The organism is Streptomyces alboflavus, assembly GCF_000716675.1.
GTDB classification, from domain to species: domain Bacteria; phylum Actinomycetota; class Actinomycetes; order Streptomycetales; family Streptomycetaceae; genus Streptomyces; species Streptomyces alboflavus.
In genome coordinates this window covers 44,288-69,550 of record NZ_JNXT01000008.1, presented here as the reverse complement: position 1 = coordinate 69,550, position 25,263 = coordinate 44,288, and the positions used below count along the sequence as shown (strand labels likewise).

Sequence of the window (25,263 nt, the reverse complement as noted above, 5' to 3'; positions counted from 1 at the left end):
GCCATGGCCGTCACCGCGACCACCCCCGCCACCCGTCCGTCGACAGTCGCGTCACGTACGGGCGCGGCCGCGGTGACGGCCGCACTGGTCCTCCTCGTCGCCGTTCTCGCCGTCGTGGATATCACGCAGGGCACGGCCTCGGTCAGTGCCCCCGAGGTCTGGAAGGCGTTCACCGGCCGGGCCGACGCGGGCGACTCGTCCGTCGTCATCGCCTCCCGGCTGCCGCGCATGACCGCGGGCCTCCTCGTCGGCGCCGTCCTCGGCATGGCGGGCGCCGCCCTGCAGGCGGTCAGCCGCAACGTCCTCGCCTCGCCCGACACCCTCGCCGTCAACGCGGGCTCCTACCTCGCCCTCGGCGTCGCCGCCGCCACCGGCGTCTCGCTGCCGCTGCTCGCCTCCTCCGGCGTCGCGTTCGTCGGCGGCCTCGTCGCGGCCGCCGTCGTCCTCAGCCTCTCCGGCCTCGGCGCGGGCACGGTCCGCCTCGTCCTCGCCGGCAGCGCCCTCACCTTCGGCCTCACCGCCGTCGCCGAGGGCCTCCTGCTGCTGCGCCCCCAGCAGACGGAGGGCCTCTACAAGTGGAACCAGGGGAGCATCGCGCAGAACGGCTTCGACGGCGTGCTCCAGATGGTGCCCATCGCCGCCGTCGGCCTCGTCGGCCTCGTGCTGCTCGCCCGCCGGGTCGACGCCCTCGCCCTCGGCGACGACGCCGCGCGCGGTGTGGGCGTCCCTGTCCGCTCCACCCGCGTCACCGCCGTCGTGCTCGCCGCGCTCCTGTCCACGGCCGCCGTCACCCTCGCCGGACCCATCGGCTTCGTCGGCCTGTGCGCCCCCGCCCTCGTCCGCCCGCTGGCCCGCAGGTTCCGCGCCTTCACCAAGGCGCGGGCGCGGCTGCCGTTCGCGGGCCTCACGGGCGCGGCCCTGGTGCTCGGCTCCGACGTGCTGCTGCGGGCCGTCGTGCCCTCCGACACCGCCGTCGCCGTACCGACCGGCGTCGTCACCAGCCTCGTCGGCGCCGTCTTCCTGGTCGTCATGGCCGCGCGGGCCCGGGACACCGCCGGAGCCCTGCCGACCGAGCGGCTGCGCATCCGGAGCCGGGCCACCTTCGTCGTCACCACCGCCGTCCTCGTGCTCGCCCTCGTCGGCGTGACGATCGCCGGCGTGCTCATCGGCGACAGCAAGCTGCTCCTGGGCGACGTGCTCAACTGGACGCAGGGCCGCTCGGGCCAGGCCATCACCTTCGTCCTCGACACCCGCGTCCCCCGTGTCACCGCCGCCCTCCTCGCGGGCGCGGCCCTCGCCCTCGCCGGGACCCTGATCCAGGCCGTGACCCGCAACCCCCTCGCCGAGCCGAGCGTCCTCGGCGTCACGAACGGTGCCGCGGTCGGAGCAGTCCTGCTCGTGACGACGGTCCCCGTGGTCGGGTCGTGGGGCATCGCCGCCGGTGCCTTCGCGGGCGCCGCGGCCAGCGCGGTCCTCGTCTTCGGCCTCGCGGCGCGCGGCGGGTTCCAGCAGAACCGGCTCGTCCTCGTCGGATTCGGCGTCGCCACCGGATCGACGGCCATCATCAGCCTGCTCATCATCCTCACCGACCCGTTCAACGCCACGAAGGCCCTGACCTGGCTCTCCGGCTCGACCTACGGGCGGACGTTCCCCGACGTCGTGCCGCTCGCGATCGTCCTCGCCGTGGGCCTGGTCATCGCGGTCGCGCGCCGCACCGAACTCGACCTCGTCTCCCTCGACGAGGACACCCCGCGGCTGCTCGGCCTCAACCTGAGCCGGGGCCGTCTCGGCTTCCTCGTCCTCAGCGTCCTGCTGAGCGCCACCGCCGTGGCCGCCGCGGGCACGATCGGCTTCGTCGGCCTCGTCGCCCCGCACGCCGCCCGCGCCCTCGTCGGCCGCCGGCACGTGCGGGTGGTCCCGGTCGCGGTGCTCCTCGGCGCCGTCCTCGTCTGCACGGCCGACCTCGTGGGCCGCACGGTGATCGCACCGGCGCAGCTCGGCGCCGGGCTCATGACCGCGATGCTCGGTACGCCGTACTTCCTCTACCTGCTGGTACGCACCCGCAAGTAGGGCCGTGCGTTCCGTGGGGGGGGGCTTCAGACGGAGTGTCCGGCCGGGGCGCGGGGGGTGCGGGTGCGGTAGGAGTGGCCGAGTTCCGGGCCGAGGCCGAAGTAGTGGCGGAAGCTGTAGATCAGCGGGGTCCAGGCGGCGGGGTCGACGTGGTCGGTGCCGGGGACGACGACGCGGGCGTCCGCGTGCACCCTGCGCACGGCGGCCTCGACGATGACGAACTCTCCGGTCGCGTCCGGTCGCACCCGTGCGGCACGTGCCTCCAGCTGAAGGGGGCACTCGGCGACGCGCGGCGGTCGTACCAGCTGGGACGGCTCAGCGGTCAGCCCGGCCGCGCCGAACTTGTCCGGCTCGAAACGGCAGCCCTCGGCCTTCGTCGCGGGCACCGGATCACGGCCGGTCAGCGGCGCGAGCCGCTCCACCGCGGGCCACTGGTCGGCCGCCGGCAGGTTGACGACCAGGTCGGGCCGGCTCGCGAGGTTGTGCGCGGACTGCCCGTCGCGGCCGAGGCCGAGGACCACCGTCTGCCCGAGCGCCCACGCGGAGGAGAGGGGGGCGAGGTTGAACGAGCCGTCCCCGTTCTCTGTCGACAGGAGCACGACCGGCGTCCCGAAGTACAGGATGTTCGGCTCGATCGTGAGGTGGGGGACGGCCGCTGCGGGTGCGGTGCCCGGAGGGGCCGTCGCGGGCGTGGGGCCCAGGGGAGCCGTGGTGGGCGTGGTGCTCAGAGGTGCTGTGTTCATGCACGGAACGCTAGGAGCCGGACGCTTCGGCGGCGGCCGAAGTGTCCCGGGGCGAGAATGGCCGGTATGGACACACGGCGCACCCGCGGCAGCGGTCCCGACCTGGCCGCCGTCGCGAGACTCCTCGCCGACGGCACCCGGGCGGCCTTCTGCCTGGCCCTGCTCGACGGACGGGCCTGGACGGCGACGGAACTCGCCCGGCACGTGGGCGTGGCTCCCTCGACCGCGACCGAGCACCTGCACGCCCTGGTCCGCGGCGACCTCCTGGCCGAGGAACGCCAGGGCCGCCACCGCTATGTACGCCTGGCCGGTCCCCAGGTCGCCGAGCTGATCGAGGGCCTCGGCGCCCTGGCCCCCGGCGGCGGACCGGCGCCCCGCACCCTGTCGGCGGCCGGACGCCGCCAGGCGCTCGCCCACGCCCGCACCTGCTACGACCACCTCGCGGGGACCGTCGGCGTCGCGATCACCGACGCGATGATCGAGCGCCGCCTCCTGGACCAGGACCACGGGCTCGCGCTCACCCCCGCGGGCGCCGACTGGCTCGCGGAACTCGGCGTCACCGTCCCGTCCGGCACGCGCCGACCGTCGGTGCGGTCCTGCCTCGACTGGACCGAACGCCGCCCGCACCTGGCCGGGACGGTCGGGGCGGCGTTGTGCCGGCATGCGCTGGACACGGGCTGGGTGACTCGGGTCGGCACCACCCGTGCCCTGGTGGTCACGGGATCCGGACGGGAGTCGCTTCAGCGCCATCTTGGCTTGGCCGATGAGACGCTCGTGGGCTCGGGAGGGGCTGCGGCGGCCTGAGGGGAGTGATGGGCTGCTTGGGCTGCGGGTCGGGTACGCCCCAGTCGGACCGCGCCCCAGTCGGACCGCGCCCCGGCCGGGGCGCCCCCGCGGGCACCCCGGCCGGGCCCGGCGCCGGGCGACAGGTCAGGAGTTCTCCGCGACCGGCGGCGTGCCCGGTCGCGGTACCCCCGAGCGTGGCTGCGGAGCGTACTGGGCCGCCTGGGTCCGGAACATGGCGGCGTAGCGTCCGTCCGCCGCCATCAGTTCGGTGTGGCTGCCGGACTCCGCGAGGCGGCCGCGGTGCAGGACGTGGATGGTGTCGGCGTGCCGGACACCGGACATGCGGTGGGTGACCAGGACGACGGCGCGCCGGGGTCCGGCAAGGCGGCGGATGCGGTCGAAGGCCTCGATCTCCGCCTCGGGGTCGAGCGCGGAGGTCGGCTCGTCGACGATGAGGAGGCCGTCGGCCGGGGAGGTCGCGGTGCGCCAGTGGGCGCGGGCCAGGCCCACCTTCTGCCACTCGCCGCCGCTGATCTCGGACGCCCCGCGGAACATCCGGGCGAGCAGGGTCCGGGTGCCGTGCGGGAGCCTCGCGACGACCGGTGCCGCCGCCGCGTAGTCGAGCGACGCGCCCAACTGCTCGGTGGAGGGCGCCTGGTGGGGGCGGCCGAGGCGGACGTTCATCGCGGCGGTGACCGGCCACCGCTGGAAGTCCTGGGTGAGCAGCGTGACGCGCTCGAACACGTCGAAGCGGTCCAGTTGGCCGAGCGGCAGGCCGCCCCACCGCACGCAGCCGTGCTGTGGCAGCAACAGACCCGCGAGGACCTTCATCAGGGTGGACTTGCCGGACCCGTTCTCGCCGACCACCGCGACCACCGAACCCATCGGCACGCGCAGCGTCACCCCGTCGAGCGCGGGCTCGTCCCGGTCGGGATAGCGGTAGCCGACGTTCTCCATGGTCACCGCATCGACGGACGAGGGCACGCACCGGCCGCTCCCGGGGATGGCGTGCCGGGCGGCCTCCTCCAGGAACCGTTCGTGGTCGCGCACGTACAGGCTCTCCTCGTGCAACTGGTTCACGTTCATCACGAGCGAGCCGAGGCTCGCCGAGCCCGAGCGCACCGCGATCACCGCCGTTCCGGCCACCGCGAGCTCCATGTGCCCGGCCACGATCAGCCAGAGCATCACCGCGTACGTACTGGCCATGGCCAGCCCCGAAAGGGCGGCCGCCACCAGCTCCGTGAGCGCCTTGCCGTCGGCGAGTCGGCGCTGCTCGGTCTCGGCGCTCTCGGCCATGCCCCGGTAGCGGTCGAGCAGGAAGGGCCCGACGCGGTGCAGACGCACCTCCTGCGCAGCCGTGCGCTCGGTGAGGAGATTGCCCAACAGCCTGCTGGCACGCAGGTGTTCCACCCACGTCATCACCGACGCGTACCGCTCCTGCGCCACCCGCATCGCGCCCCACCCTCGCGGAGCAGCGATCAGCAACAGCAGCGGAAGCAGCGCCGGGTGGAGCACCGCGAGCACACCGGCCGTCGCGATCAGGCTGATCGTGCCGTTCAGCGCGGCCACGCAGGCACCGATCATGCGCCGGGCCGACGAAGCCCCCTGCTGGGCCACGTCGATGAGCCGCCGGAACTCCGGATCCTCGATCGCCTCCAACTCCACCTGTGTGGCGGCCTCCAGGTACTCCGTGGTCGCCACCCGCTCCACCAGGGGCTCCAGGCGCCCGGCCCGCGACGTCGACCAGCCCGCGAAGACGGCCCTCGCCACCGCGACCGCGGCGACCACGGCGAGGGCGGGCAGCGCGGCGCGCAACCGGTCCACCGGATCGCCCGCCCCGAGCAGCGCGTGCATCACGGCGTTCACGGCGAGCAGGCCGCCCGCGGCGGCGACGCCCTGCCCGAACTCGCTGATCCTCACGCCGAGGAGCGAGGACCGGTCGGCCCGCCAGGCCCGCCGCAGCGTGGCCCGCACCAGGCGGGGCAGCGCGCGGATCGCGGTGACCATCGTCAGGTCGAACCGCGCCCGCTCGTGCTCGGACCAGCCCATGTCGTACCGCAGCGGCCCGCCGAACAACTCCTCCTCGGCCCGGGACACCACCGGATCGGCCATGCGTACGCGTCCGAAGAACCGCTTCACGCCGCACCACTCCGCTCGGGCGCCGGGGCGGTGAACTCCTCGTCGAGGGCCGCTTTCATGCCCACCACCTCGGTTGCGGTCGTGCCGCGCGGACGGCGCTGCGGGAGCCGTCAACCCGCTGTGCGGGGCGCGTCTCGTGGGGCCGGGGATTGTCGAACACGCAAGGGCAGGTGGCAGGTGTGGGAAGGGTATGCACGAGCTCTCCTCGGGAGCGGGGGCTGGAAGTGTCCGGAGAACGTGCCTGATCAGCCGTGCGTCACGCCGTTGGACGGACGAATCATCGACAGAATGTTCGAGTGGGCGGCAATGGGCGTGCGCCGTCTCGGGGAGCGCGGAATCGAACCACTCGTGCGTGGCCGTTCACTCGTCAGGGGTATTGCCCGCTCTGTCAGGGAGCTGAGCGCGCGGGCACGCGCAGCTGTGCCCCCGGGCGTGCGCCAAGGGGCACGTCTCGCGCGCCGGGCCCGTGATAAATGTGTGCTCTCCGGCGCGGCGGATCGCACGCAAGTCGGCGTATCCCGGGGCGAATTCGGACGGCATCGCATCAGGGCCGTTCCGCCTCGGTGCCCTGCCTGACCGGGAACCATCTCGTAGGAGGACATTGTGACCCGCCGGAAGACCGGGGCAGCTGTCGCGCTGGGGCTCTGCTGCGCCGTGGCCAGTGTGGGGTTGGTCGGCTGCGGCGATTCGAAGACGGACGCGAAGGTGACGGCGTCGGCCTCGGGACCCACGTCGCATTCCGACAAGGACCGGCTCACCGGAATCAAGAAGATCACCGCCGACGGCCATTTGGTGAATGTCTCCTGCTCCGGAAGCCCGATGGAGAACCGGCCGGTCGTCGTCCTGCTGCACGGCGGGGGCGACGACCTCACGAAAATGTCCGACCTGCAGCGACGGCTCGCCGAGAAGGGCCGGGTCTGTGCCTACGACCGACTCGGCGCGGGCGACAGCGAGCGCCCCGACGGCCGTCAGGACTTCGACGGCGTCGGCAGGACGCTGACCGCCGTCCTCGACGAGGTCGCCGGGGACGAGCCCGTCGTCCTGGCCGGGCATTCCATGGGCGGGCTGCTCGCGGCCAGGTACGCCCCCGACCACCCGGAGCGGGTCCGGGGCCTGGTCCTGCTCGACGCCACCTCACCCACCGCCGTCGCCGACCTCAAGAAGCGGATCCCCGAGTCCGCCACCGGCCCCGCGGCCGACGTGCGCGCCCAGACCCTCGCGATCTACGCGGGGAAGAACCCGGAACAGCTCGTCTTCACCGACCAGGACGTCCGCTCCGCCGGGGCCATCCCCGTACGGCTGCTCCAGCACGGCAAGCACTACCTCACGAGCGTGCCCACGTACGGGCAGGGCCTGGAGGAGGACTGGACGAAGGGGCAGAAGGAGTGGCAGGCGGTGTCCAGGAACAGCGAACGGAGCACCGCGCGGGGCAGCGGGCACTACATCTACGTCGACGAACCGGAGGTCGCCGTCGAGGCGATCGAGCACGTGGCCGCGCGGGCCGCGGAGCAGGACGCGGGGCGGGATGCGGGGCGGGACGCGGAGGACGCCACCGGGCGGGACACGGCGAAGGCCACAGGGCGGGCCGCCGGGCGGGACACGGCGAAGGCCACCGGGCGGGCCGCCGACTGACGTGCCGGTGCCGCGGCGTGCGCGGAAAATCCTTACCCTCGTGGCCGGAAACAGCGCAGACTCCTCCCATGGCTGACATGGGGTCCTTCCAGGAAGCGGTCACCGCCTGGGCGGCCGGCGGTCCCGGCGACCCCGCGCGGGAGCTGGCCGAGCGCCTCGCCGTCCGCACGGTCGTCCTGCTCGAAGGGCCGAGCGACGCCGAAGCGGTCGGCGCGCTGGCCTCGCGCCGCGGCCGGGACCTGGCGGCCGAAGGAGTCTGCGTCCTGTCGATGGGCGGAGCGATGAGCGTCGGGCGTTTCGCCGGGCTTCTCGGGCCACCCGGCCTGGGCCTGCGTCTCACCGGGCTCTGCGACGAGGCCGAGCGCGGCTACTACGTACGCGGCCTGGAGCGGGCCGGCGCGGCGCAGGAAGAGATCTGCGTCTGCGCGGCGGACCTGGAGGACGAGCTGATCCGCGCCCTCGGCGTGCCGCGGGTCGAGGAACTCGTCGAGGCGGAGGGCGACCTGCGCGCCCTGCGGACGTTCCAGCGCCAGCCCGCACAGCAGGGACGCACGCCGCACCAGCAGGTGCGGCGCTTCCTCGGCACGAAGAAGGGTCGCAAGATCCGCTACGGCCGCGTCCTCGTCGAGGCCCTCGAACCGGACCGCGTCCCGGCCCCGCTGGACGCTCTCCTCGCCGGCCTCAGGCCTCCGGGCGCCCCGGTGTGAACACCCGCGTGACCAGCTCCCGACGGCTGCGCACCCCGGTCTTGGCGAAGATCGACTTCAGATGACCCTGGACGGTGTGCGGCGAGATGAACAGGCGCGTCGCGATCTCGCCCGTCCCACAGCCCTGCAGGACCAGGCCGATCAGCTCGCGCTCCCGCGGGGTGAGGCCGTACGCGGCGGACAGCAGTGACGTGACGGACGGGGCCGTGGCGGACTGCAGGATGACGGCGATCCTGCCCGGTCCGCCGCCGGACGCAGGTGAGGCGTGCAGTTCGACCCAGACGCCCGACTCGCCCCGCACCCGGACACTCGCGTCGGTGGCGGCACCGCGGGCGTGCTCGGCGACCATCAGGAGCGCGTACGGCAGCGGCTCGTCGTCCGGTGAGCCGCGAAAGCCCAGCTCGCCGAGCCAGTGCCGGGCCGGTCCTGTCGCCGACTCGACCCGCCGGTCCGCGTCGAACAGGAGGAGGCCGGGCCACAGCCCCGCCCCGGCGCCGCAGCTCCTGCCCCGCACCACCGCGCCCCGGAAGCCGCCGCCTAGCACCGCGGCGAGGTCGTGGGCGAAGTCCTGCTCGTCCTCGGTGAAGTCGGCCGGGGTCTCGCGGAAGAACGCGAAGTTGCCCCAGCAGGTGCCGTCCACGACGCAGGACGCGCGCAGTTCGCCGCTGACGCTGTTGGGGCGCAGGAGTTCGCGGTAGCGCAGGCTCCGCTCCAGGTGGCCGCCGGTGGCCGTGCTGAGGACGCCGCTGTGGCGGTCGGCCCGCGCGAGCGCGACGAACGAGTTGAAGTCGTCGGGCAGATACGCGAGGGCCGCGACCTCGGCGTCCGGGGCCTTCGGCATGTGCTCCAGATGGAGACCCGTCTCGATGAGGGTCGCCGGATCCATGGTGTGCCAGCAGGCCGCGTCGTGCGGCAGCGCCGTCGCGAGCAGCGCGGACGCCTCGTCGAGGAACGTCGGCAGATCGAGGTGCGCGCCGGTGAGCCGTGCCACCCGCTCGTAGGCACGCGCCCGGGTGCTGTGGTTCACATCACTCATCGTGGCACAGACGGGACCGAGGCAGAACACCAGAAAAGTGGCATAGGCAGCGGACCCCTACGCCTCTAGCGTCGTGAGCAGGAAGTTCTCGGGGGAGAGCAGTTCTCGGGGGATACGGGGGCACGCAATGAGGAGGCGCGATGACCGCGATCAATGAAGCGGCGACGGGGGTCCGCCACGTCCGCTCCGGAGCAGGCCGGTCGCTGTGGGTGGTGGGGGACACCTACACCATCAAGGCGGGCGGCGACTCGACGAACGGCGCGTTCGCGCTGCTCGAGGCGTCCGTCCCGCCCGGCGGCGGCCCGCCCCCGCATGTGCACGGCCGGGAGGACGAGGCCTTCTACCTGCTCGACGGCGAGCTGGAGGTCCTTGCAGGGCGGACGACGACCCGGGCGCGCGTGGGCGACTTCCTCTATCTGCCCCGGGGCATCGTGCACGGCTTCACCAACCCGGGCGTGACCCCGGCGCGCATGCTCATCCTCACCGCGCCCGCCGGGTTCGAGCGCTTCTTCGCCGAGGCGGGCGTACCCGCGAGGCCCGGCGAGCAGGCACCCCCGCTCGACCCGTCCGACTTCGCCCGCCTCGCCGAGCTCACCCGGGCCTACGGCGCGCACATCGAGGGCCCCGCCGACGGCCCTCCCACCGCACAGGAGACGACATGACCACCACCGCCCCCACACCCGAAGCCCTCTTCACGAAGATCGACGGGAAGGATCTGCACGGCGTCACCGCCCTGCTCGCCGAGGACGCCACGATGTCCTTCGGCAACGGCGAACCCCTCGTCGGACGCGAGGCCATCCTCGCCGCCAACACCGCGTTCATGGAGACCATCGCCGCACTGCGGCACCGCATCGTCGACTCGTGGGTCATCGACGACACGACCATAGCCGTCACCGAAGTGACGTACACCCGCCTGGACATGAGGGAAGTGACGCTGCCCGCGGTGACGATCTGGCGCGTCCGCGAGGACGGGCTGATCGTGGAGTTCCGCGTGGTGCTGGATCTGGCGCCGTTGTACGCGTCCTGAGGGAGGCCGGGCCGATTGGCTTGAACTCGCCCTCAAGCGGAATGGCCTGACGACTCCGTGAGAAGGCGCAGATGTCGTGTGGTGCGCAAGTGGAGAGCGTGAAGCGGAGACCTGTGCGTAACGTTCGAAGATGATCAGTTGTGGCTGATACTGGATGCATCCCGACTCGCTCGTTCCGCATCTCTTCAGGGGGAAGCTCATGCGTCCCTCTGTGAAGCTGAGCTTCTCGGCTCCCCAATGTCCTTCTGGCCGTCGGGGCAGGGGGTGTGTGGCCCAACGGGCCTGCATACGGGGTGAGTTGGCGAGCGGGCGTCATATGCCTCGGCGGTGGCTGCTGAACCTTCCGTCCGGCCTGGCCGGAACGTTATGGTCCGTGGTGTTGCCAACTACCACAGTGGCCTCAGAAGGAGCGTGCCTCTCATGGCTGTCCCGAGGAAACCGTCCGCCTCTCCGGCCACATCAGACACGACTGTCTCCGGGGTCGTAGCGGATACGACCGTCGCGACCGGTTTCGAACAGTGGGTGGACGCCGCTCCGGACACGGTCGCTGTGGTCGGCGGGACCGGCACGCCACTGACGTACGGCGAATTGGACACGGCGGCCAACCGGCTCGCCCGGGTCCTGCGTGCGCGTGGAGTCAGCCAGGAGTCCGTCGTCGCCGTGGCGCTCCCACGCTCGGCCGCGTACGTGGTCGCCGTCCTCGCCGTCCTCAAGGCCGGTGGCCTCTACCTCCCGCTCGACACCGAACACCCCGCCGAGCGGCTCCGGTTCCTCCTCGACGACGCCGCGCCCGTCCTGCTCGTCACCGACATCGGCACCACGGCCGACCTGCCCGAACACGCAACGCCCCGCCTCGTCGTCGACGAGCCCCGCACGGCGGCAGACCTCGCCGAGGCCTCCGGTCACCGGCTGGTGACGGCGGACCGGACGCGGTCGGACCAGCTGGCGTACGTGATGTACACCTCCGGTTCCACGGGCCTGCCCAAGGGCGTCGCCGTCACGCACCGCGGCGTCGTGGGGCTCGCTGCCGACCCCGCCTTCGCAGCCGGCCATCACGAGCGGCTCCTGATGCACAACACCCTGGCTTTCGACGCTTCCACCTACGACCTGTGGATACCGCTCCTCGGCGGCGGCACCGTCGTGCTCGCCCCGCCCGGACGCATCGACGCCTCTGTGCTCAGGGCGGCCATCACCGACCACGGTGTGACCATGGTGACCCTGACGGCGGCGCTGTTCGCCCTGATCGCCGACGAGGACCCGACGGCCTTCACCGGCCTGCGCGAGGTGTGTCCCGCCGGGGAGGCCCTGTCCCCGGCCGCGGTGAGGCGCGTCCTGCGCGCATGCCCCGGCCTGACCGTGGTGAACGGATACGGGCCCACCGAGGCGACCGTGGCCGCCACCCTGCACTCCATGACCGACGCCGACAGCGTCGACGACACGGTGCCGATCGGGCGGCCGTTGGCCGCGCTGCGGGCACATGTCCTGGACGCCGCGCTCGCCCCCGTGCGGGACGGGGAGCCCGGCGAGCTGTACCTGACGGGCGAAGGCCTGGCCCGCGGCTACCCCGGCCGCCACACCCTGACCGCCGAACGCTTCGTGGCCTGTCCCTTCGACGACCGCCCCGGCGCCCGCATGTACCGCACCGGCGATCTGGTCTCGCGCGCCCCGGACGGCCGTCTCACCTTCCACGGCCGCACCGACGACCAGGTCAAGGTCCGCGGATTCCGGATCGAGCCCGGCGAGGTCGAGGCAGCCCTCGACCGGCATCCCGGCGTGGCTCGCGCCGCGGTGGTCCTGCACAAGGACCGTACGGGCGAACGACACGTGGTCGCGTACGTGGTGCCGGAGCCCGACGGGGCGGACGCGGAAGAGGAGCCGGGGCTCGGCGTGGAGGCGGAGCGGGGGATCGTCGCGGAGTGGCAGCGGGTCTACGAAGAGGTCTACGTCACCCCCGACGCGGTCTGGGGCGAGGACTTCACCGGCTGGAACTCCCGTGCCACGGGCGAGCCCATGGACGTGGACGAGATGCGGGAGTGGCGTGCGGCGGCGGTCCGGCGCGTCACGTCCTTCGCGCCGCGCCGGGTGCTCGAAATCGGCGCCGGATCCGGCCTGTTGGCGTCCCGCTTGTTGCCCCGCGTCGAGGAGTACTGGGCCACGGACCTCTCCGCCCGAGCCGTCGAACGTCTCGCCCGCGAGGCCGAGCGGGCCGGATTCGGGGACCGGGCCACGCTGCGCCATCAGAGCGCCGACGACGTGCGTGGCCTGCCGGAGGGCCACTTCGACACGGTGGTGCTCAACTCCGTCGTCCAGTACTTCCCGTGCACCGACTACCTGGACCGGGTCCTCGGCGGGGCCTTCGCGCTGCTCGCACCAGGCGGGCGGATCGTGGTCGGGGACGTGCGCAACGCGGGCACGCTGCCGCTGTTTCACGCCGGCGTACGGCATACCCAGGAACCGGCCGGGCCCGGCGCCGAGCCGTCGGCGGTGCGCGTGGCCGTGGCGCGCGCGATCCTGATGGATCCCGAACTCGCCGTGCATCCGGACTGGTTCGCGTCCTGGGCCGAGCGCCACGGGGCCGCGGGGATCGACGTCCGCCTCAAGGACGGCGCGGCCCACAACGAGTTGACCCGCCACCGCTATGACGTCGTCCTGCACAAGCCCGGCGTGGAGGCGGAGGACCTGAGCGGCGTTCCGGCGGTGGAGTGGGGTCACCACGTAGCCGATCTGCGCGAGGTCGAGGACCGGGTGCGGGAAGGCGGCGGATGCGTCCTGCGGGTGACCGGTGTCCCCAACGCCCGTCTGCGTGACGAGGCCGTCCTGGCGGTCAGTGCCCGCCTCCTGGAACGGCGGTCCGCGCCTGAGGCGATGACGGGCTCACAGCGAGGCGTGTCCGATCCGCAGCAACTGGCACTGGATCCGGGGCAGCTCGCCGACTGGGCCGCAGCACGGGGCTGGGGCGTGGCGATGACCTGGTCGCGTACCGCTGACTGCTTCGACGCGCTCGTCTTCGCCGACGGCGCGGTCGAGGGCCGAGCCCTCACCGGCGTCCACCTGCCGTCCGGCGGCGCCGATGCGGTGACGGCGACCGACCCGGCCGCCGCGGCCCGGACCGACGCCCTGGTCGGCTCGCTCCGCGATCACCTCAAGGAGCGGCTGCCCAGCCACCTCGTTCCGGCCGCCGTCCTCGCCATCGCCGAGCTGCCCCTGAACGCCAACGGCAAGGTGGACCGCCACGCCCTGCCCGCCCCGGACTTCGCAGCCCAGGCCACCGGCCGCGCCCCGCGCACCCCCGGGGAGGCGATGCTGTGCGGCGCCTTCGCCGATGTCCTGGGCCTCGACCGGGTCGGCGTCGACGACGACTTCTTCGCCCTCGGCGGCCACTCGCTGCTCGCCACGAAGCTCGTCAGCCGCCTGCGCGCGACCCTCGGCACCGAGATCGAGTTGCGCACCGTCTTCGCGCACCCCACCGCCGCCGGGCTCGCTCCCCACCTGGACGGGTCCGCCCGCGCCCGGACCCCGCTCACCCACCGCGCCGACCGGCCCGAGCGGCCCCCGCTCTCCCCCGCCCAGCGGCGCCTGTGGTTCCTCCAGCAGTACGAAGCCTCACCGACGTACAACATGCCGTTCACCCTCAGGCTGACCGGTGCGCTCGACGTCGAGGCGCTGGAGGCCGCGCTCCACGACGTGATCGGCCGGCACGAGACCCTGCGCACGGTGTTCCCCCAGGTCGACGACGAACCGTACCAGCGGGTCCTGGACGTCGACGGCGCCGAGTGGAGCCACTCGATCGAGCTGTCCCCGCACGTGCGGGACGTGGCCGACGAGGCCGATCTGACGGCGTCTCTGACCGCTGCCGCCCGCGGCCCGTTCGACCTCGCGGCCGACATCCCCATCCGCGCGCAGCTGTTCCGCACCGGTGACGACACCCATGTCCTCGCCCTGGTGATCCACCACATCGCCGGGGACGGCTGGTCCCTGGCCCCGCTCGCCCGGGACCTGACCGCCGCCTACCGTGCCCGGGTCGCCCACGCCGCGCCCGACTGGTCGTCACTGCCGGTGCATTACGTCGACTACACGCTGTGGCAGCGTGAGCTGCTCGGCGACGAGGCGGACCCGCGGAGTCTGTTCGGTGAGCAGTACGCCTACTGGGCTCAACAGCTCGCCGGGCTGCCCGAGACGACGACGCTGCCCAGCGACCGGCCCCGCCCGGCCGACCTCGACTACAGCGGCGACACGCTGAGACACACCATCGCACCCGAACTGCACGGGGGAATCATCGAGTTGGCGCACGCGTTCGGCGCGACGCCGTTCATGGTGCTCCAAGCCGCCATGGCCGCCGTGCTGACCCGGCTGGGTGCGGGCGAGGACATCGCGATCGGCAGCGGCATCGCGGGCCGCACCGACGAAGGCCTGCAGGACCTGGTCGGCCTGTTCGTGAACATGCTCGTGCTCCGCACGGACACCTCCGGCGACCCCACGTTCGCCGATCTCCTCGACCAGGTCCGCGAGACCAGCCTCGCCGCGTACAGCCACCAGGACGTCCCCTTCGACGCTCTGGTGGAGAAGCTCAACCCGCAGCGGTCCACCTCGCACCACCCGCTGTTCCAGATCGCGCTGGTGCTCCAGAACAACGAGGAAGCCGCGTACGAACTGCCCGGACTGCGCGCCGATGTGGACAGCAGGAGTACCGGAACAGCCCGCTACGACCTGATGCTCAGCCTGACGGAGGCCTACACGGGGAGCCTCAGGGGCCGCACCGGCCCCGGGGGCATCGCCCTCACGGCCGAGTACTCCACCGAGCTGTTCGACACCGCCACGATCGAGGCACTGATCACCCGCTGGGAGCGCCTCCTCGCCGCCGCCGTCGAGGACCCCTCCCAGCGCATCAGCCGCGCCGACCTCCTCACCGCCGAGGAGCGCCACGAACTGACCGAGGCCGGCCGCCCGACCGAGCACACCGTCGAAGTGGCCACGTTCCCGCAGCTGTTCGCGGCCCGGGTGCGGGAGACCCCGGACGCGCTCGCCGTGGTGTCCGACGAACAGGTGTGGACGTACGCGGAGGTGGACGCCCGGTCGAATCGGATCGCGCACTGGCTGATCGGTCGCGGTATCGGCCCCGAAAGCCTGGTGGCCGTGGCGATGCCGCGGTGCGCCGACCAAGTGGCTCTGTCCCTGGGTGTGTTGAAGGCGGGCGCGGCCCATCTCCCGCTGGACCTGGAGTATCCGGCCGACCGGATCGCGTACATGGTCGAGGACGCGGCCCCAGCGGCGATCCTGACGACTGAGGGCTCCCTCGCGGAACTGCCGTCGGGTCTTGCTGTCGAGGCGCTCGCCATTGACTCGGCGGTGGTACAGGCCGCCTGGCGACAGGGCCCGGACTCCGCTCCGAGCGTCGGCCTCACTCCGGCCCACCCGGCATACGTGATCTACACGTCCGGCTCGACGGGCCGCCCCAAGGGAGTGACCGTCACCCACGCGGGTCTTGCCGCGCTGAGTGCCACGACCCGTGAGCGTCTGGCCATCGAGCACACCTCCCGGATCCTGCAGGTGGCGTCACCGAGCTTCGACGCGGCGTTCTGGGAACTGGTGCAGGCCCTGACGAGCGGTGCGGCCCTCGTGGTACCGCGGCAGCGGCGCCTGGTGGGCGACGACCTCTACCAGGTCCTCGCGGAGCGCGAGATCACGCATGTGATGCTGCCGCCGAGCGTCGTGGCCACCCTCCCGGAGGAGGCCTCCAGGGCGCTCGGAGCGCTGCGCGTGCTGACCGTCGGCGGTGAGGCCTGCCCACCGGACCTCGCCGCGAAGTGGGGTGCGGGACGGCGGCTCGTCAATGCCTACGGGCCCACCGAGACCACGGTCTGCGCGACGATCAGCGCCCCCCTGACGACCGACGCCACCCCCATCGGCACCGCTGTGGCCGATGGCCGGGTGCGTGTGCTCGACGCACGCCTCGGCCTGGTCCCGCCCGGCGCCCCCGGCGAGGCCTACGTCACGGGTCCCTCACTGGCCCGCGGCTACCACGGCCGCCCGACGCTGACCGCCGAGCGTTTCGTCGCCGACCCGTACGGTCCGCCCGGCGCCCGCATGTATCGCACCGGAGACCTCGTACGCCAACTGCCCGACGGTCAGTTGACGTACCTGGGCCGAGCCGACGACCAGGTCAAGATTCATGGCCTGCGCATCGAACCGGGCGAGATCGAGGCGGTGCTCGCGGGCCATCCGTCCGTGGCGCGGGCAGTCGTCACGGTCCACGCGGCGGACGGCGACAAGCGCCTGGTGGCGTACGTCGTACCGGAGCTGGACGGCGCGCGGCAGGTGGCGGAGTCCGAACAGCAGGTCGACGAGTGGGAGCAGATCTACGACGACGTCTACTCGGCCGCCACGACGCAGTGGGGGGAGGACTTCACCGGTTGGAACTCCAGTTACACCGGTGAGCCGATCGACCTGGACGAGATGCGCGACTGGCGCGACGCGGCGGTGCGGCAGATCACCTGCTGGAAGCCCGACCGGGTGCTTGAGCTGGGTGTCGGCTCGGGGCTGCTGATGGCGCACGTCCTGCCCCATGTCGAGGAGTACTGGGCGACCGACTTGTCCTCGCAGGTGATCGGGCGGCTGACGCGGGAGGTGGCCGAGGCCGGGTTCGTGGACAAGGTCACGCTGCGCCACCAGCACGCCGACGATGTGAGCGGGCTGCCGGTCGGCCACTTCGACATGGTGGTCCTGAACTCGGTGATCCAGTACTTTCCGCATGCCGCATATCTGGACCAGGTCCTGGCCCAGGCCTTCACGGTGCTCAAGCCGGGCGGGCGGATCCTGGTGGGCGACGTGCGCAACGCCGGGTCGCTGCACCTGTTCGCCGCCGGAGTGCACCACGCCCAGAAGGCCGAGCACGCGGCCGCCCCGTCGTCAGCGGTGCGGGCCGCGGTCTCCCGGGCCATGCTCACCGAGCCCGAGTTGGTCCTCGACCCGGAGTGGTTCCACCAGTGGGGCGCTCGCCACGGTGCGGCGGGCGTCGACATCCGCATGAAGACCGGCGCCGCGCACAACGAACTCACCCGTCACCGCTACGAGATCGTCCTGCACAAGCCCGGCACCCGGGTCGAGGACCTGAGCGGTGCCCCGAGCGTGGTCTGGGGCCGGCAGGTCGCCGACCTGCGGGGACTTGAGAGCCTCGTGCGGGCCCAGCGAGGTCATGTGCTGCGGGTGTCCGGGATCCCCAACGCCCGGGTCGGCGGCGAAGTCGCCTTGGCCGTCGACGCCCAGCTGATGGCGGCCCCGGCCCGGCAGCCGGCGCTGGATCCGCAGCAGGTGCGGGACTGGGCCGCGGGGCTCGGCTGGAGCGCCTTGCCGACGTGGGCGCAAGCGGGCGAATGCTTCGACACGCTGATTCTCACCGACGCCACCGTGACAGCCCGTGCCCTGACCGGTGTGTACCGACCTTCTGGGCGGGGGGACAAGTGGCTGGCGAGCGACCCGGCCGCGGCGACCCAGATCGGTGCACTGGTCGGCTCCCTGCGCGGCTACCTCCAGGAACGACTGCCCGCGTACCTCGTGCCCGCCTCGGTGGTCGCGATCGCCGCCGTGCCGCTGAACGCCAACGGCAAGCTGGATCGACGGGCGCTGCCCGCGCCGGACTTCGCCCCGCAGCCGGGCATCCGGGAGCCGCGCACGCTCCAGGAGGAGCTCTTGTGCGACCTGTTCGCCGAGGTCCTCGACGTGGAACGGGTCGGCGTCGACGACGACTTCTTCGCCCTCGGCGGCCATTCACTGCTCGCCACGAAGCTGATCAGCCGCATCCGTACCACCCTGGGCGCGGAGGTGGAGCTGCGGGTGTTCTTCGCGCACCCCAGCGTGGCCGCGCTGGCCCCGCACCTGGAAGGCGGCGCGCGGACCCGGGAACCGCTGACCCGCCGTGAGGAGCGCCCAGACAGGCCGCCACTCTCCTTCGCCCAGCAGCGGCTCTGGTTCCTCCACCAGTACGAGGGGCCCTCACCGACGTACAACATGGCGTTCGTCCTGCGTCTGGACGGTGAACTCGACGTCCCAGCGCTGGAGTCGGCGCTCAACGACGTGATCACCCGGCACGAGACCCTGCGCACCGTGTTCCCCGAGGGCGACGGCGGCAGGCCCTACCAGCACGTGCTCGCGCCGGAGCGGGCGTGGGTGCCGCTGACCGTGCAAGCGGTGTGCGGGGAAGACGAACTCGTCAGCGCCGTCGCGGCCAGCGCTCGCCACACCTTCGACCTCGCGGTCGACGTACCCGTGCGCCCGAGCCTCTTCCGCACAGCCGACGACATCCACGTCCTCGCCCTGGTGATCCATCACATAGCCGGGGACGGCTGGTCCGTCGCCCCGCTGGCCCGGGACTTGGCCACGGCCTACACGGCTCGGACCGAGGGCGCCGGGCCCACGTGGGAGCCGCTGCCCGTGAGCTACACGGACTACACGCTGTGGCAGCGTGACCTGCTCGGCGAACCCGGCGATCCTGACAGCCTGTTCAGCCGGCAGTGCGCCTACTGGTCGGACCAGCTCGCCGGGCTGCCTGCGACGACGACGCTCCCGGGCGACCGGCCACGCCCGGCTTCCCTGGACTACGCCGGAAAGGTGCTGACCGCGTCCTTCGGGCCTGAAGTCCACCGTGCGGTGGTCGAGTTGGCTCGCTCGGCGGACGCGACGCCGTTCATGGTGCTCCAGGCGGCGATGGCTGCCCTGCTGTCCCGGCTGGGTGTGGGCGAGGACATCGCGATCGGCAGCGGCATCGCGGGCCGGACCGACGAGAGTCTGCAGGACCTCGTCGGCCTGTTCGTGAACACGTTCGTGCTGCGCACGGACACCTCGGGCGACCCGACCTTCGCCGAGCTGCTCACGCAGGTCCGTAGGTCGAGCCTCGCCGCCTACACCCACCAGGACGTTCCCTTCGAGGCCCTGGTGGAGCGGTTGAACCCGCAGCGGTCCACCTCCTACCACCCGCTGTTCCAGATCGCGCTGGTGCTCCAGAACAACGAGGAGGGCCGGTTCGACCTGCCCGGCCTCCGCATCGGCGCCGAGTTCGCGAGCACCGGCACGTCCCGCTACGACATGCTGTTCAGCCTCAGTGAGACCTTCGAGGACCGCGAGCCCGCGGGCATCCAGATCGGAGTGGAGTACTCCACCGAGCTGTTCGACGCGACCACGATCGAGAACCTGATCGCACGCTGGGAGCGGCTCCTGACCACCGTTGTCACCCACCCCTCGCACCGCATCAGCTACGCCAACCTGCTCACAGGGCAGGAGCGCGGTGAACTCCTCGCCGCCGAAAGGGCGCACACCCCCCTCCAGGTCGAACAGGCGACGTTCCCCGAGCTGTTCGCCGCCAGGGTGCGACACGCCCCGCATGCCCTCGCGGTGGAGTCGGACGAGGCGGCCTGGTCATACGGGGAGCTGGAAGCGCGGGCAAATCGGGTCGCGCATTGGCTGATCGGCCGGGGCGTCGGCCCCGAGAGCCTGGTGGGCGTGGCGATGCCACGCTGCGCGGACCAGGTCGCCGTCGCCCTGGGAGTGCTGAAGGCCGGGGCTGCCTACCTCCCGGTCGACCTGGAGTATCCCGCGGACCGGATCGCCTACCTGGTCCAGGATGCGGATCCGGTAGCGATCTTGACGACGACGGACTGTCTCGCGGAGCTGCCGCGGGAGCTTCGCGTGGACATCGTCGCCGTCGACAGTGACGAGACCCGGGCGGCCTGGCGGCAGGTTCCGGACGCCGAGCCGAGGGTCCAGACAGCCCTTGCCCACCCGGCGTACGTGATCTACACGTCCGGCTCGACGGGCCGCCCCAAGGGGGTGATCGTCACCCACGCGGGCCTTGCCGCGCTGAGTGCCACGAAGCGCGAGCGGCTCGGGATCGAGCCCGACTCGCGGATCCTGCAGGTGGCGTCGCCGAGCTTCGACGCGGCGTTCGTCGAGCTGGTGCAGGCCCTCACCACCGGGGCGGCTCTGATCGTGCCGCGTCAGCGTCGCCTCGTGGGGGACGAGTTGTACCAGACGCTCGCGGAGCGGAACGTGTCGCACGTGACGCTGCCGCCGAGTGTGCTTGCGACTGTCCCGGAGGCGGCCTCGAAGACCCTGACGTCGCTGAAGGCGCTGACCGTCGCGGGTGAGGCCTGCCCGACGGATCTCGTCGCCGCGTGGGCGCCGGGGCGCTGCTTCGTCAACGCCTACGGTCCGACCGAGACCACGGTCTGCGCCACGATCAGCGCGCCACTCACGACCGGCCCCGCCCCCATCGGCGCGGCGGCCGTCGACGTCCGTGTCCGCGTCCTGGACGAACGCCTCGCTCCCGCCCCGCAGGGCACCCCGGGCGAGCTGTACGTGGCGGGGCCCAGCCTGGCCCGCGGGTACCGCAACCGCCCGGGCCTCACGGCCGAGCGTTTCGTCGCCGACCCCTACGGTCCGCCCGGCGCCCGCATGTATCGCACCGGAGACCTCGTGCGCCGCCTGCCCGACGGCCAGCTGGAGTACCTGGGGCGCGGCGACGGTCAGATCAAGGTCCGCGGTCTGCGGATCGAGCCCGCCGAGATCGAGGCTGTCCTCACCCGGCACCCCGGCGTCGCCCGCGCCGTCGTCGTGGCGCGGGAGAACAGGGGGACCGCGCAGCTCGTCGGCTACGTGGTGCCGACCGCTGCCGGGGTGCGGGTCAAGGTGCTGCGGCGGTACGCGGCCGCGCGGCTGCCCGAGTTCATGGTCCCCACCGCGTTCGTCCTCCTCGAAGCGCTGCCGCTCACACCCAACGGCAAGCTCGACAAGAGAGCGCTGCCCCGGCCGGACAGCGCCGAGGGCACCGCCTACCGCGAGCCCGGCACCGAGGCGGAACGACTCCTCGCCGCCGCCTTCGCGGCCGTGCTCGGTGTGGAACGCGTCGGCGTGGACGACGACTTCTTCGCCATCGGCGGCGACAGCATCCGCTCCGTCCAGGTTGTCTCCCGCGCCCGTACGCACGACATCACCCTCACGACCCGGCAGGTCTTCGAGCACCGCACCGTCGCCCGCCTCGCGGAGGTCGCGAGCGGGCCCACCGGGACCGCGACCGGCGGGTCCGGCTCCGAGCCTGGCGTCGGCCCGCTGGTCGCGGTGGACGCGGCCGACCGGGAGGCGTGGCGGCGGACGTACCCCGGCCTCGCCGACGTCTGGCCGGTGACGGCGGCGCAATCCGGCCTGCTCTTCGAGAGCAGCCTCGCCGACGACTCGTACGACGCCTATCACGTGCACTTCGTGCTGCGACTCGGCGGTTTCGTCGACGCCGAGCGGATGCGGACGGCGGCCCAGGCGCTGCTCGACCGCCACGCCGCCCTGCGCACCGCCTTCGCGACCGGTGCAGGGGGCGAGCAGGTACAGCTCGTCGTCGAGGGCATCCCGCTGCCGTGGCGGGTCGTGGACCTGCGCGGCCTCGACACCGCCGACCTCGAGACGGCTGTCGATGAGCTCATCGCCGAGGACCGGGCAGTCCCCTTCGACCCGGCCGAGCCGCCGCTGCTGCGCATGACGCTCGCCCGAACCGGAGCGGACCGCTCCGAGTTGCTGCTGTCCGCTCACCACGTCCTGTTCGACGGCTGGTCCATGCCGCTGCTGGTGTCGGACCTGCTGCACCTGTACGCGGCCGACGGGGACCCCTCGGCGTTGCCGCCCGTCCACCCCTACCGGGACTTCCTCGGCTGGCTGGCGGGGCAGGACCAAGCAGCGTCCGCACGGGCGTGGGCGCGGGAGCTCGAAGGGATCGCCGGGCCGACGCTCCTGGCCGGACCCGCCGCTGCCACCGCCGAACGGAGCGGCCCCGGCCGTGTGGAGCTGCGCGTGCCGCCCCGGACGGTGCGCGAACTCCAGGACCGGGCGGCCGATCTCGGCCTCACCCTCAACACGCTCCTCCAGGGGGCCTGGGGGCTGCTCCTGGGGCACCTGACCGGAAGCGAGGACGTCCTGTTCGGCACCACCGTCTCCGGGCGGCCACCGCAGGTGGCGGGTGTCGACGAGATGGTCGGCCTGTTCGTCAACGGCCTTCCCGTACGCGTGCGGTTCGCGCCCGGGGACACACTCGCGCAGGTTCTCACCGCGCTCCAGGAGCGCCAGGCCGTTCTCCTGGACCACCATCACCACAGCCTCAGCGACATCCAGAAGAGGACCGGGTTCGGCGCCCTCTTCGACACGATGCTCGTCTTCGAGTCCGTTCCGGTCGACCGGCCCAGACTCGCCTCGGCGCTCGCGGCGGCCGAGGTCAATGTCACGGGCACGCGGGCGATCTCCGGTACCCACTACCCGCTGACCGTGATCGCGGAGCCGGATCTGCGGATGGAGTTCCAGTACCGCGACGGCACCCTCGACCGGGCCGCCGTCGAGGCGATCGCCGCCCGCCTCGCCCTGATCCTCGACCGGATCGCAGCCGACCCGGACGTTCCGCTCGCCCGTCTCGACCTCCTTCTCGACGCCGAACGCGATCTGCTCCTCGACCGGGCGCACGGCACCATCGCCGACGTGCCGGAATGGACGGTCCCCCGGCTCGTGGCAGACCGGGTCGCCCAGTGCCCGGAAGCCACCGCGGTGACCGGGGACGGTGTCTCTCTGACGTACGCCGATCTTGGCGCGCGCACCCGGCGACTCGCCCGGGAACTCGTCGCCCGGGGCGCGGGCCCCGAGACCGTGGTGGGACTGGCACTGCCCCGCACCATCGACCTCGTCGTGGGCATGCTCGCCGTACTGGAGGCAGGCGCGGCCTATCTGCCCATCGACCCCGCCTACCCCAGCGCTCGCCTCGACCACATACTGGCCGACTGCCGCTGTGCCCTCGTCCTGACCAGCACGGCCACCGCCCATGTCCTGCCTGGCGACCTCGACGTGCCGCGACTGTGCGTCGAGGACGTCGACGTCACCGCCCCCGAGCCGCAGGTGGCCTGTCCCGTGGTGCGGCCCGACAACGCCGCGTACGTGATGTACACATCCGGCTCCACCGGCGCTCCCAAGGGCGTCACCCTCACCCACCGTGCTCTCGTCAACGGCGCGCTGCGCCTCGCCGACGCCACTGGAGTAGTAGCCAACAGCCGCACGCTGGCCGCGACCTCCGTCAACTTCGACGTGTCGGTGTTCGAGATCCTCACCACGCTCGCCGCGGGCGGGACCGTCGAGGTCGTCCGCGACGTCCTCGCGATCGCAGAGCGCGGTGGCTGGAACGGCGGTCTGGTCAGCGCCGTGCCGTCCGTCCTCGCGGAAGTCCTCGACCAGCTCGACGACGGGGCGCTGCGCGCCGACTCCGTTGTCCTCGCCGGTGAGGTCCTGCCCGCCGCCCTCGTCCGGCGCGTGCGCCGGGCCGTTCCGGGCGCCCGCGTCGTCAACGCGTACGGCCAGACCGAGTCGTTCTACGCGACGACGTTCACTGCCGGGGGCCGCATCGCCGATGAAGGTCTCGGGGAGGAGAACCCCGAGGACGAAGGGTTCGGGGACACGGGTGCCACGCCCATCGGCACTCCGCTCGGCAACATGCGCGCACACGTCCTCAGCTCCGCCCTCACACCTCTGCCGCCCGGCGCGATCGGCGAGCTGTACGTGGCGGGGCACCTCGCTCGCGGCTACCACGGCCGCGCCGCCCTGACGGCCGAACGGTTCGTCGCCGATCCGTACGGGCCGCCCGGTACCCGTATGTACCGCACGGGCGACCTCGCCCGCTGGACCCCCGACGGGCAGCTCGTGTACGCGGGCCGCGCCGACGACCAGACCAAGATTCGTGGCATCCGCGTCGAGCCCGCCGAGATCGAGGCGGCCCTCGCCCAGCACCCCGGCGTCGCCCAGGCCGCCGTCGTGGTCAGCGCGGAGCACGGTGCGCCGCAGCTGCTCGCCTGCGTGGTCCCCGTGGACCCGGCCGTCGGCGGTCCGTCCGACGGCCAGTTGCGCGCGTTCCTCGGCGAGCGCCTGCCGACGTACCTCGTGCCCTCGATGTTCCTGACCCTGGACAGGATCCCGCTCGCCCCGAACGGCAAGCTCGACCGGGCCGCCCTCGTCGAGCGGGCGCGTGCCGAAGGACCTGTCCAGGTCAACCGGGCCAACCCGCGCGACCACGCCGAATGGGCTCTCTACCAGTTGTGGCGGCGGCTCCTGCTCACCGCCGACATCGGCATCCGGGACAGCTTCTTCGACGTCGGCGGCACCTCCATCTCGGCCATCAAGCTCTCCCACGCCATCCGGGAGGAACTCGGCGAGGAGGTGCCGGTCCGCGACATCCTGCTGCACCCCACCATCGAGGAACTGGCCGAGCGGCTGCGCCGAGGCACCCCCGACGCTTCGCCGAGCGACCTCATCGCCTTCCGCGCGGGCGACGGCCATGCGCGCGTGCTCTGCGTCCATCCGGCAGGCGGCACCGCGTTCTGCTACCTCTCCCTGGCCAAGGAGCTCCCCGACACCGTCGGTGTGTACGGCATCCAGTCGCCCGGCTTGCACCCGGGCGAGTCGTTCCTGCCGACGGTCGAGGCCATGGCCGAGGCGTACGAGAAGCTCGCCGAGCCACTTCTCGACGGCTCCCCACTGGTCCTCGTGGGGCTCTCGTTCGGCGGTCTGGTCGCGCATGAGCTGGGTCGGCGCCTCGCGGCTGCCGGCCATACCCGCCTGAGCGTCGTGCTCCTGGACGCGCCGGGCGCGGAGGACGGCGAGGCGCGCGCTGCTGTCGGGCCGGTCGACATGGCGGACTTCCGCGACAAGCTCGTCAAGTTCAACGGCATGTACCCCGGCATCGAGGACCAGCAGATCGAGCGGTACTTCGACGTCTACAACAACAACCGGGGTGCCATCGCCGCCTACGCCCCGCCGCCGACCTCGGCACGAACCGTTTTCGTGCAGGCCATGGAGGAGGAGATGCCCGAGGCCTACCGCACCGAGGTACGGGAGTTCTGGGGACGGCGTGCCGGGGGCGGCTATCTCGTGGAGCCGCTGGCCTGCGACCACTGGGAGATGCTGGAGAGCGACGAGGTGCGGCAGGTGGCGGCGCTCGTCCGGTCCGAACTGGGGCTTGCCCAGGGTGTGGACGACGGGGGATCCGAAGGGGCCCCTGCCCGGGGCCAGGAGGCGGGGGGCGCCGCGACCCGGCCATGTGACGGGTAGCCGCGCGAGGGG

General features: G+C 72.6%; 10 protein-coding genes. 7 read left to right on the top strand and 3 right to left on the bottom strand.

Annotation, left to right across the window (positions count from 1 at the left end; all coding sequences use genetic code 11):
- Positions 1–3 precede the first annotated feature (3 nt).
- Positions 4–2,070 carry an iron ABC transporter permease gene (locus OO63_RS08595; RefSeq protein ID WP_031192284.1) on the top strand — a complete coding sequence of 689 codons (2,067 nt, stop codon included), beginning with the start codon at positions 4–6 and terminating at the stop codon, positions 2,068–2,070.
- 26 nt (positions 2,071–2,096) lie between these two features.
- Here the strand turns inward: OO63_RS08595 and OO63_RS08590 are convergent, their stop codons facing one another.
- Positions 2,097–2,813: a flavin reductase family protein gene (locus OO63_RS08590; protein ID WP_078619023.1), complete on the bottom strand. Its 717-nt coding sequence runs from the start codon at positions 2,811–2,813 to the stop codon at positions 2,097–2,099.
- Between the two features lie 57 nt (positions 2,814–2,870).
- Here OO63_RS08590 and OO63_RS08585 point away from each other — a divergent pair, with 57 nt between their 5' ends.
- On the top strand, positions 2,871–3,617 hold the full coding sequence (locus OO63_RS08585; protein ID WP_031192282.1) for an ArsR/SmtB family transcription factor: 747 nt from the start codon (positions 2,871–2,873) through the stop codon (positions 3,615–3,617).
- Between the two features lie 126 nt (positions 3,618–3,743).
- Here the strand turns inward: OO63_RS08585 and OO63_RS08580 are convergent, their stop codons facing one another.
- The gene (locus OO63_RS08580) at positions 3,744–5,711 is read right to left on the bottom strand and encodes an ATP-binding cassette domain-containing protein (protein WP_051810681.1); all 1,968 of its coding nucleotides are present in this window, start codon (positions 5,709–5,711) and stop codon (positions 3,744–3,746) included.
- A 630-nt stretch (positions 5,712–6,341) separates the two neighbouring features.
- Here OO63_RS08580 and OO63_RS08575 point away from each other — a divergent pair.
- Together OO63_RS08575 and OO63_RS08570 are read left to right on the top strand one after the other, a co-directional pair.
- Positions 6,342–7,370, top strand: coding sequence for an alpha/beta fold hydrolase (locus OO63_RS08575; RefSeq protein ID WP_063750383.1), 1,029 nt, complete (start codon positions 6,342–6,344; stop codon positions 7,368–7,370).
- 68 nt (positions 7,371–7,438) lie between these two features.
- The gene (locus tag OO63_RS08570; RefSeq protein WP_031192279.1) at positions 7,439–8,077 is read left to right on the top strand and encodes a TOPRIM nucleotidyl transferase/hydrolase domain-containing protein; all 639 of its coding nucleotides are present in this window, start codon (positions 7,439–7,441) and stop codon (positions 8,075–8,077) included.
- On the opposite strand, the gene OO63_RS08565 is transcribed toward OO63_RS08570, so the two are convergent.
- A complete protein-coding gene (locus OO63_RS08565) occupies positions 8,052–9,104 on the bottom strand; it encodes a helix-turn-helix transcriptional regulator (RefSeq protein WP_051810660.1) in 1,053 nt (350 codons plus the stop codon). The two genes, OO63_RS08570 and OO63_RS08565, sit on opposite strands and share 26 nt — an antisense overlap.
- A 149-nt stretch (positions 9,105–9,253) precedes the next feature.
- Between OO63_RS08565 and OO63_RS08560 the strand changes: the two genes are divergently transcribed.
- The 3 genes from OO63_RS08560 (at position 9,254) to OO63_RS08550 (ending at position 25,251) form a co-directional block, all read left to right on the top strand.
- Entirely contained in the window at positions 9,254–9,775 is a 522-nt protein-coding gene (locus OO63_RS08560; protein WP_078619022.1) for a cupin domain-containing protein, read from the top strand.
- The gene (locus OO63_RS08555) at positions 9,772–10,140 is read left to right on the top strand and encodes a nuclear transport factor 2 family protein (RefSeq protein ID WP_030363826.1); all 369 of its coding nucleotides are present in this window, start codon (positions 9,772–9,774) and stop codon (positions 10,138–10,140) included. The genes OO63_RS08560 and OO63_RS08555 overlap by 4 nt, the downstream gene beginning before the upstream one ends.
- Positions 10,141–10,662: 522 nt before the next feature.
- On the top strand, positions 10,663–25,251 hold the full coding sequence (locus tag OO63_RS08550; protein ID WP_051810659.1) for a non-ribosomal peptide synthetase: 14,589 nt from the start codon (positions 10,663–10,665) through the stop codon (positions 25,249–25,251).
- Positions 25,252–25,263 lie beyond the last annotated feature (12 nt).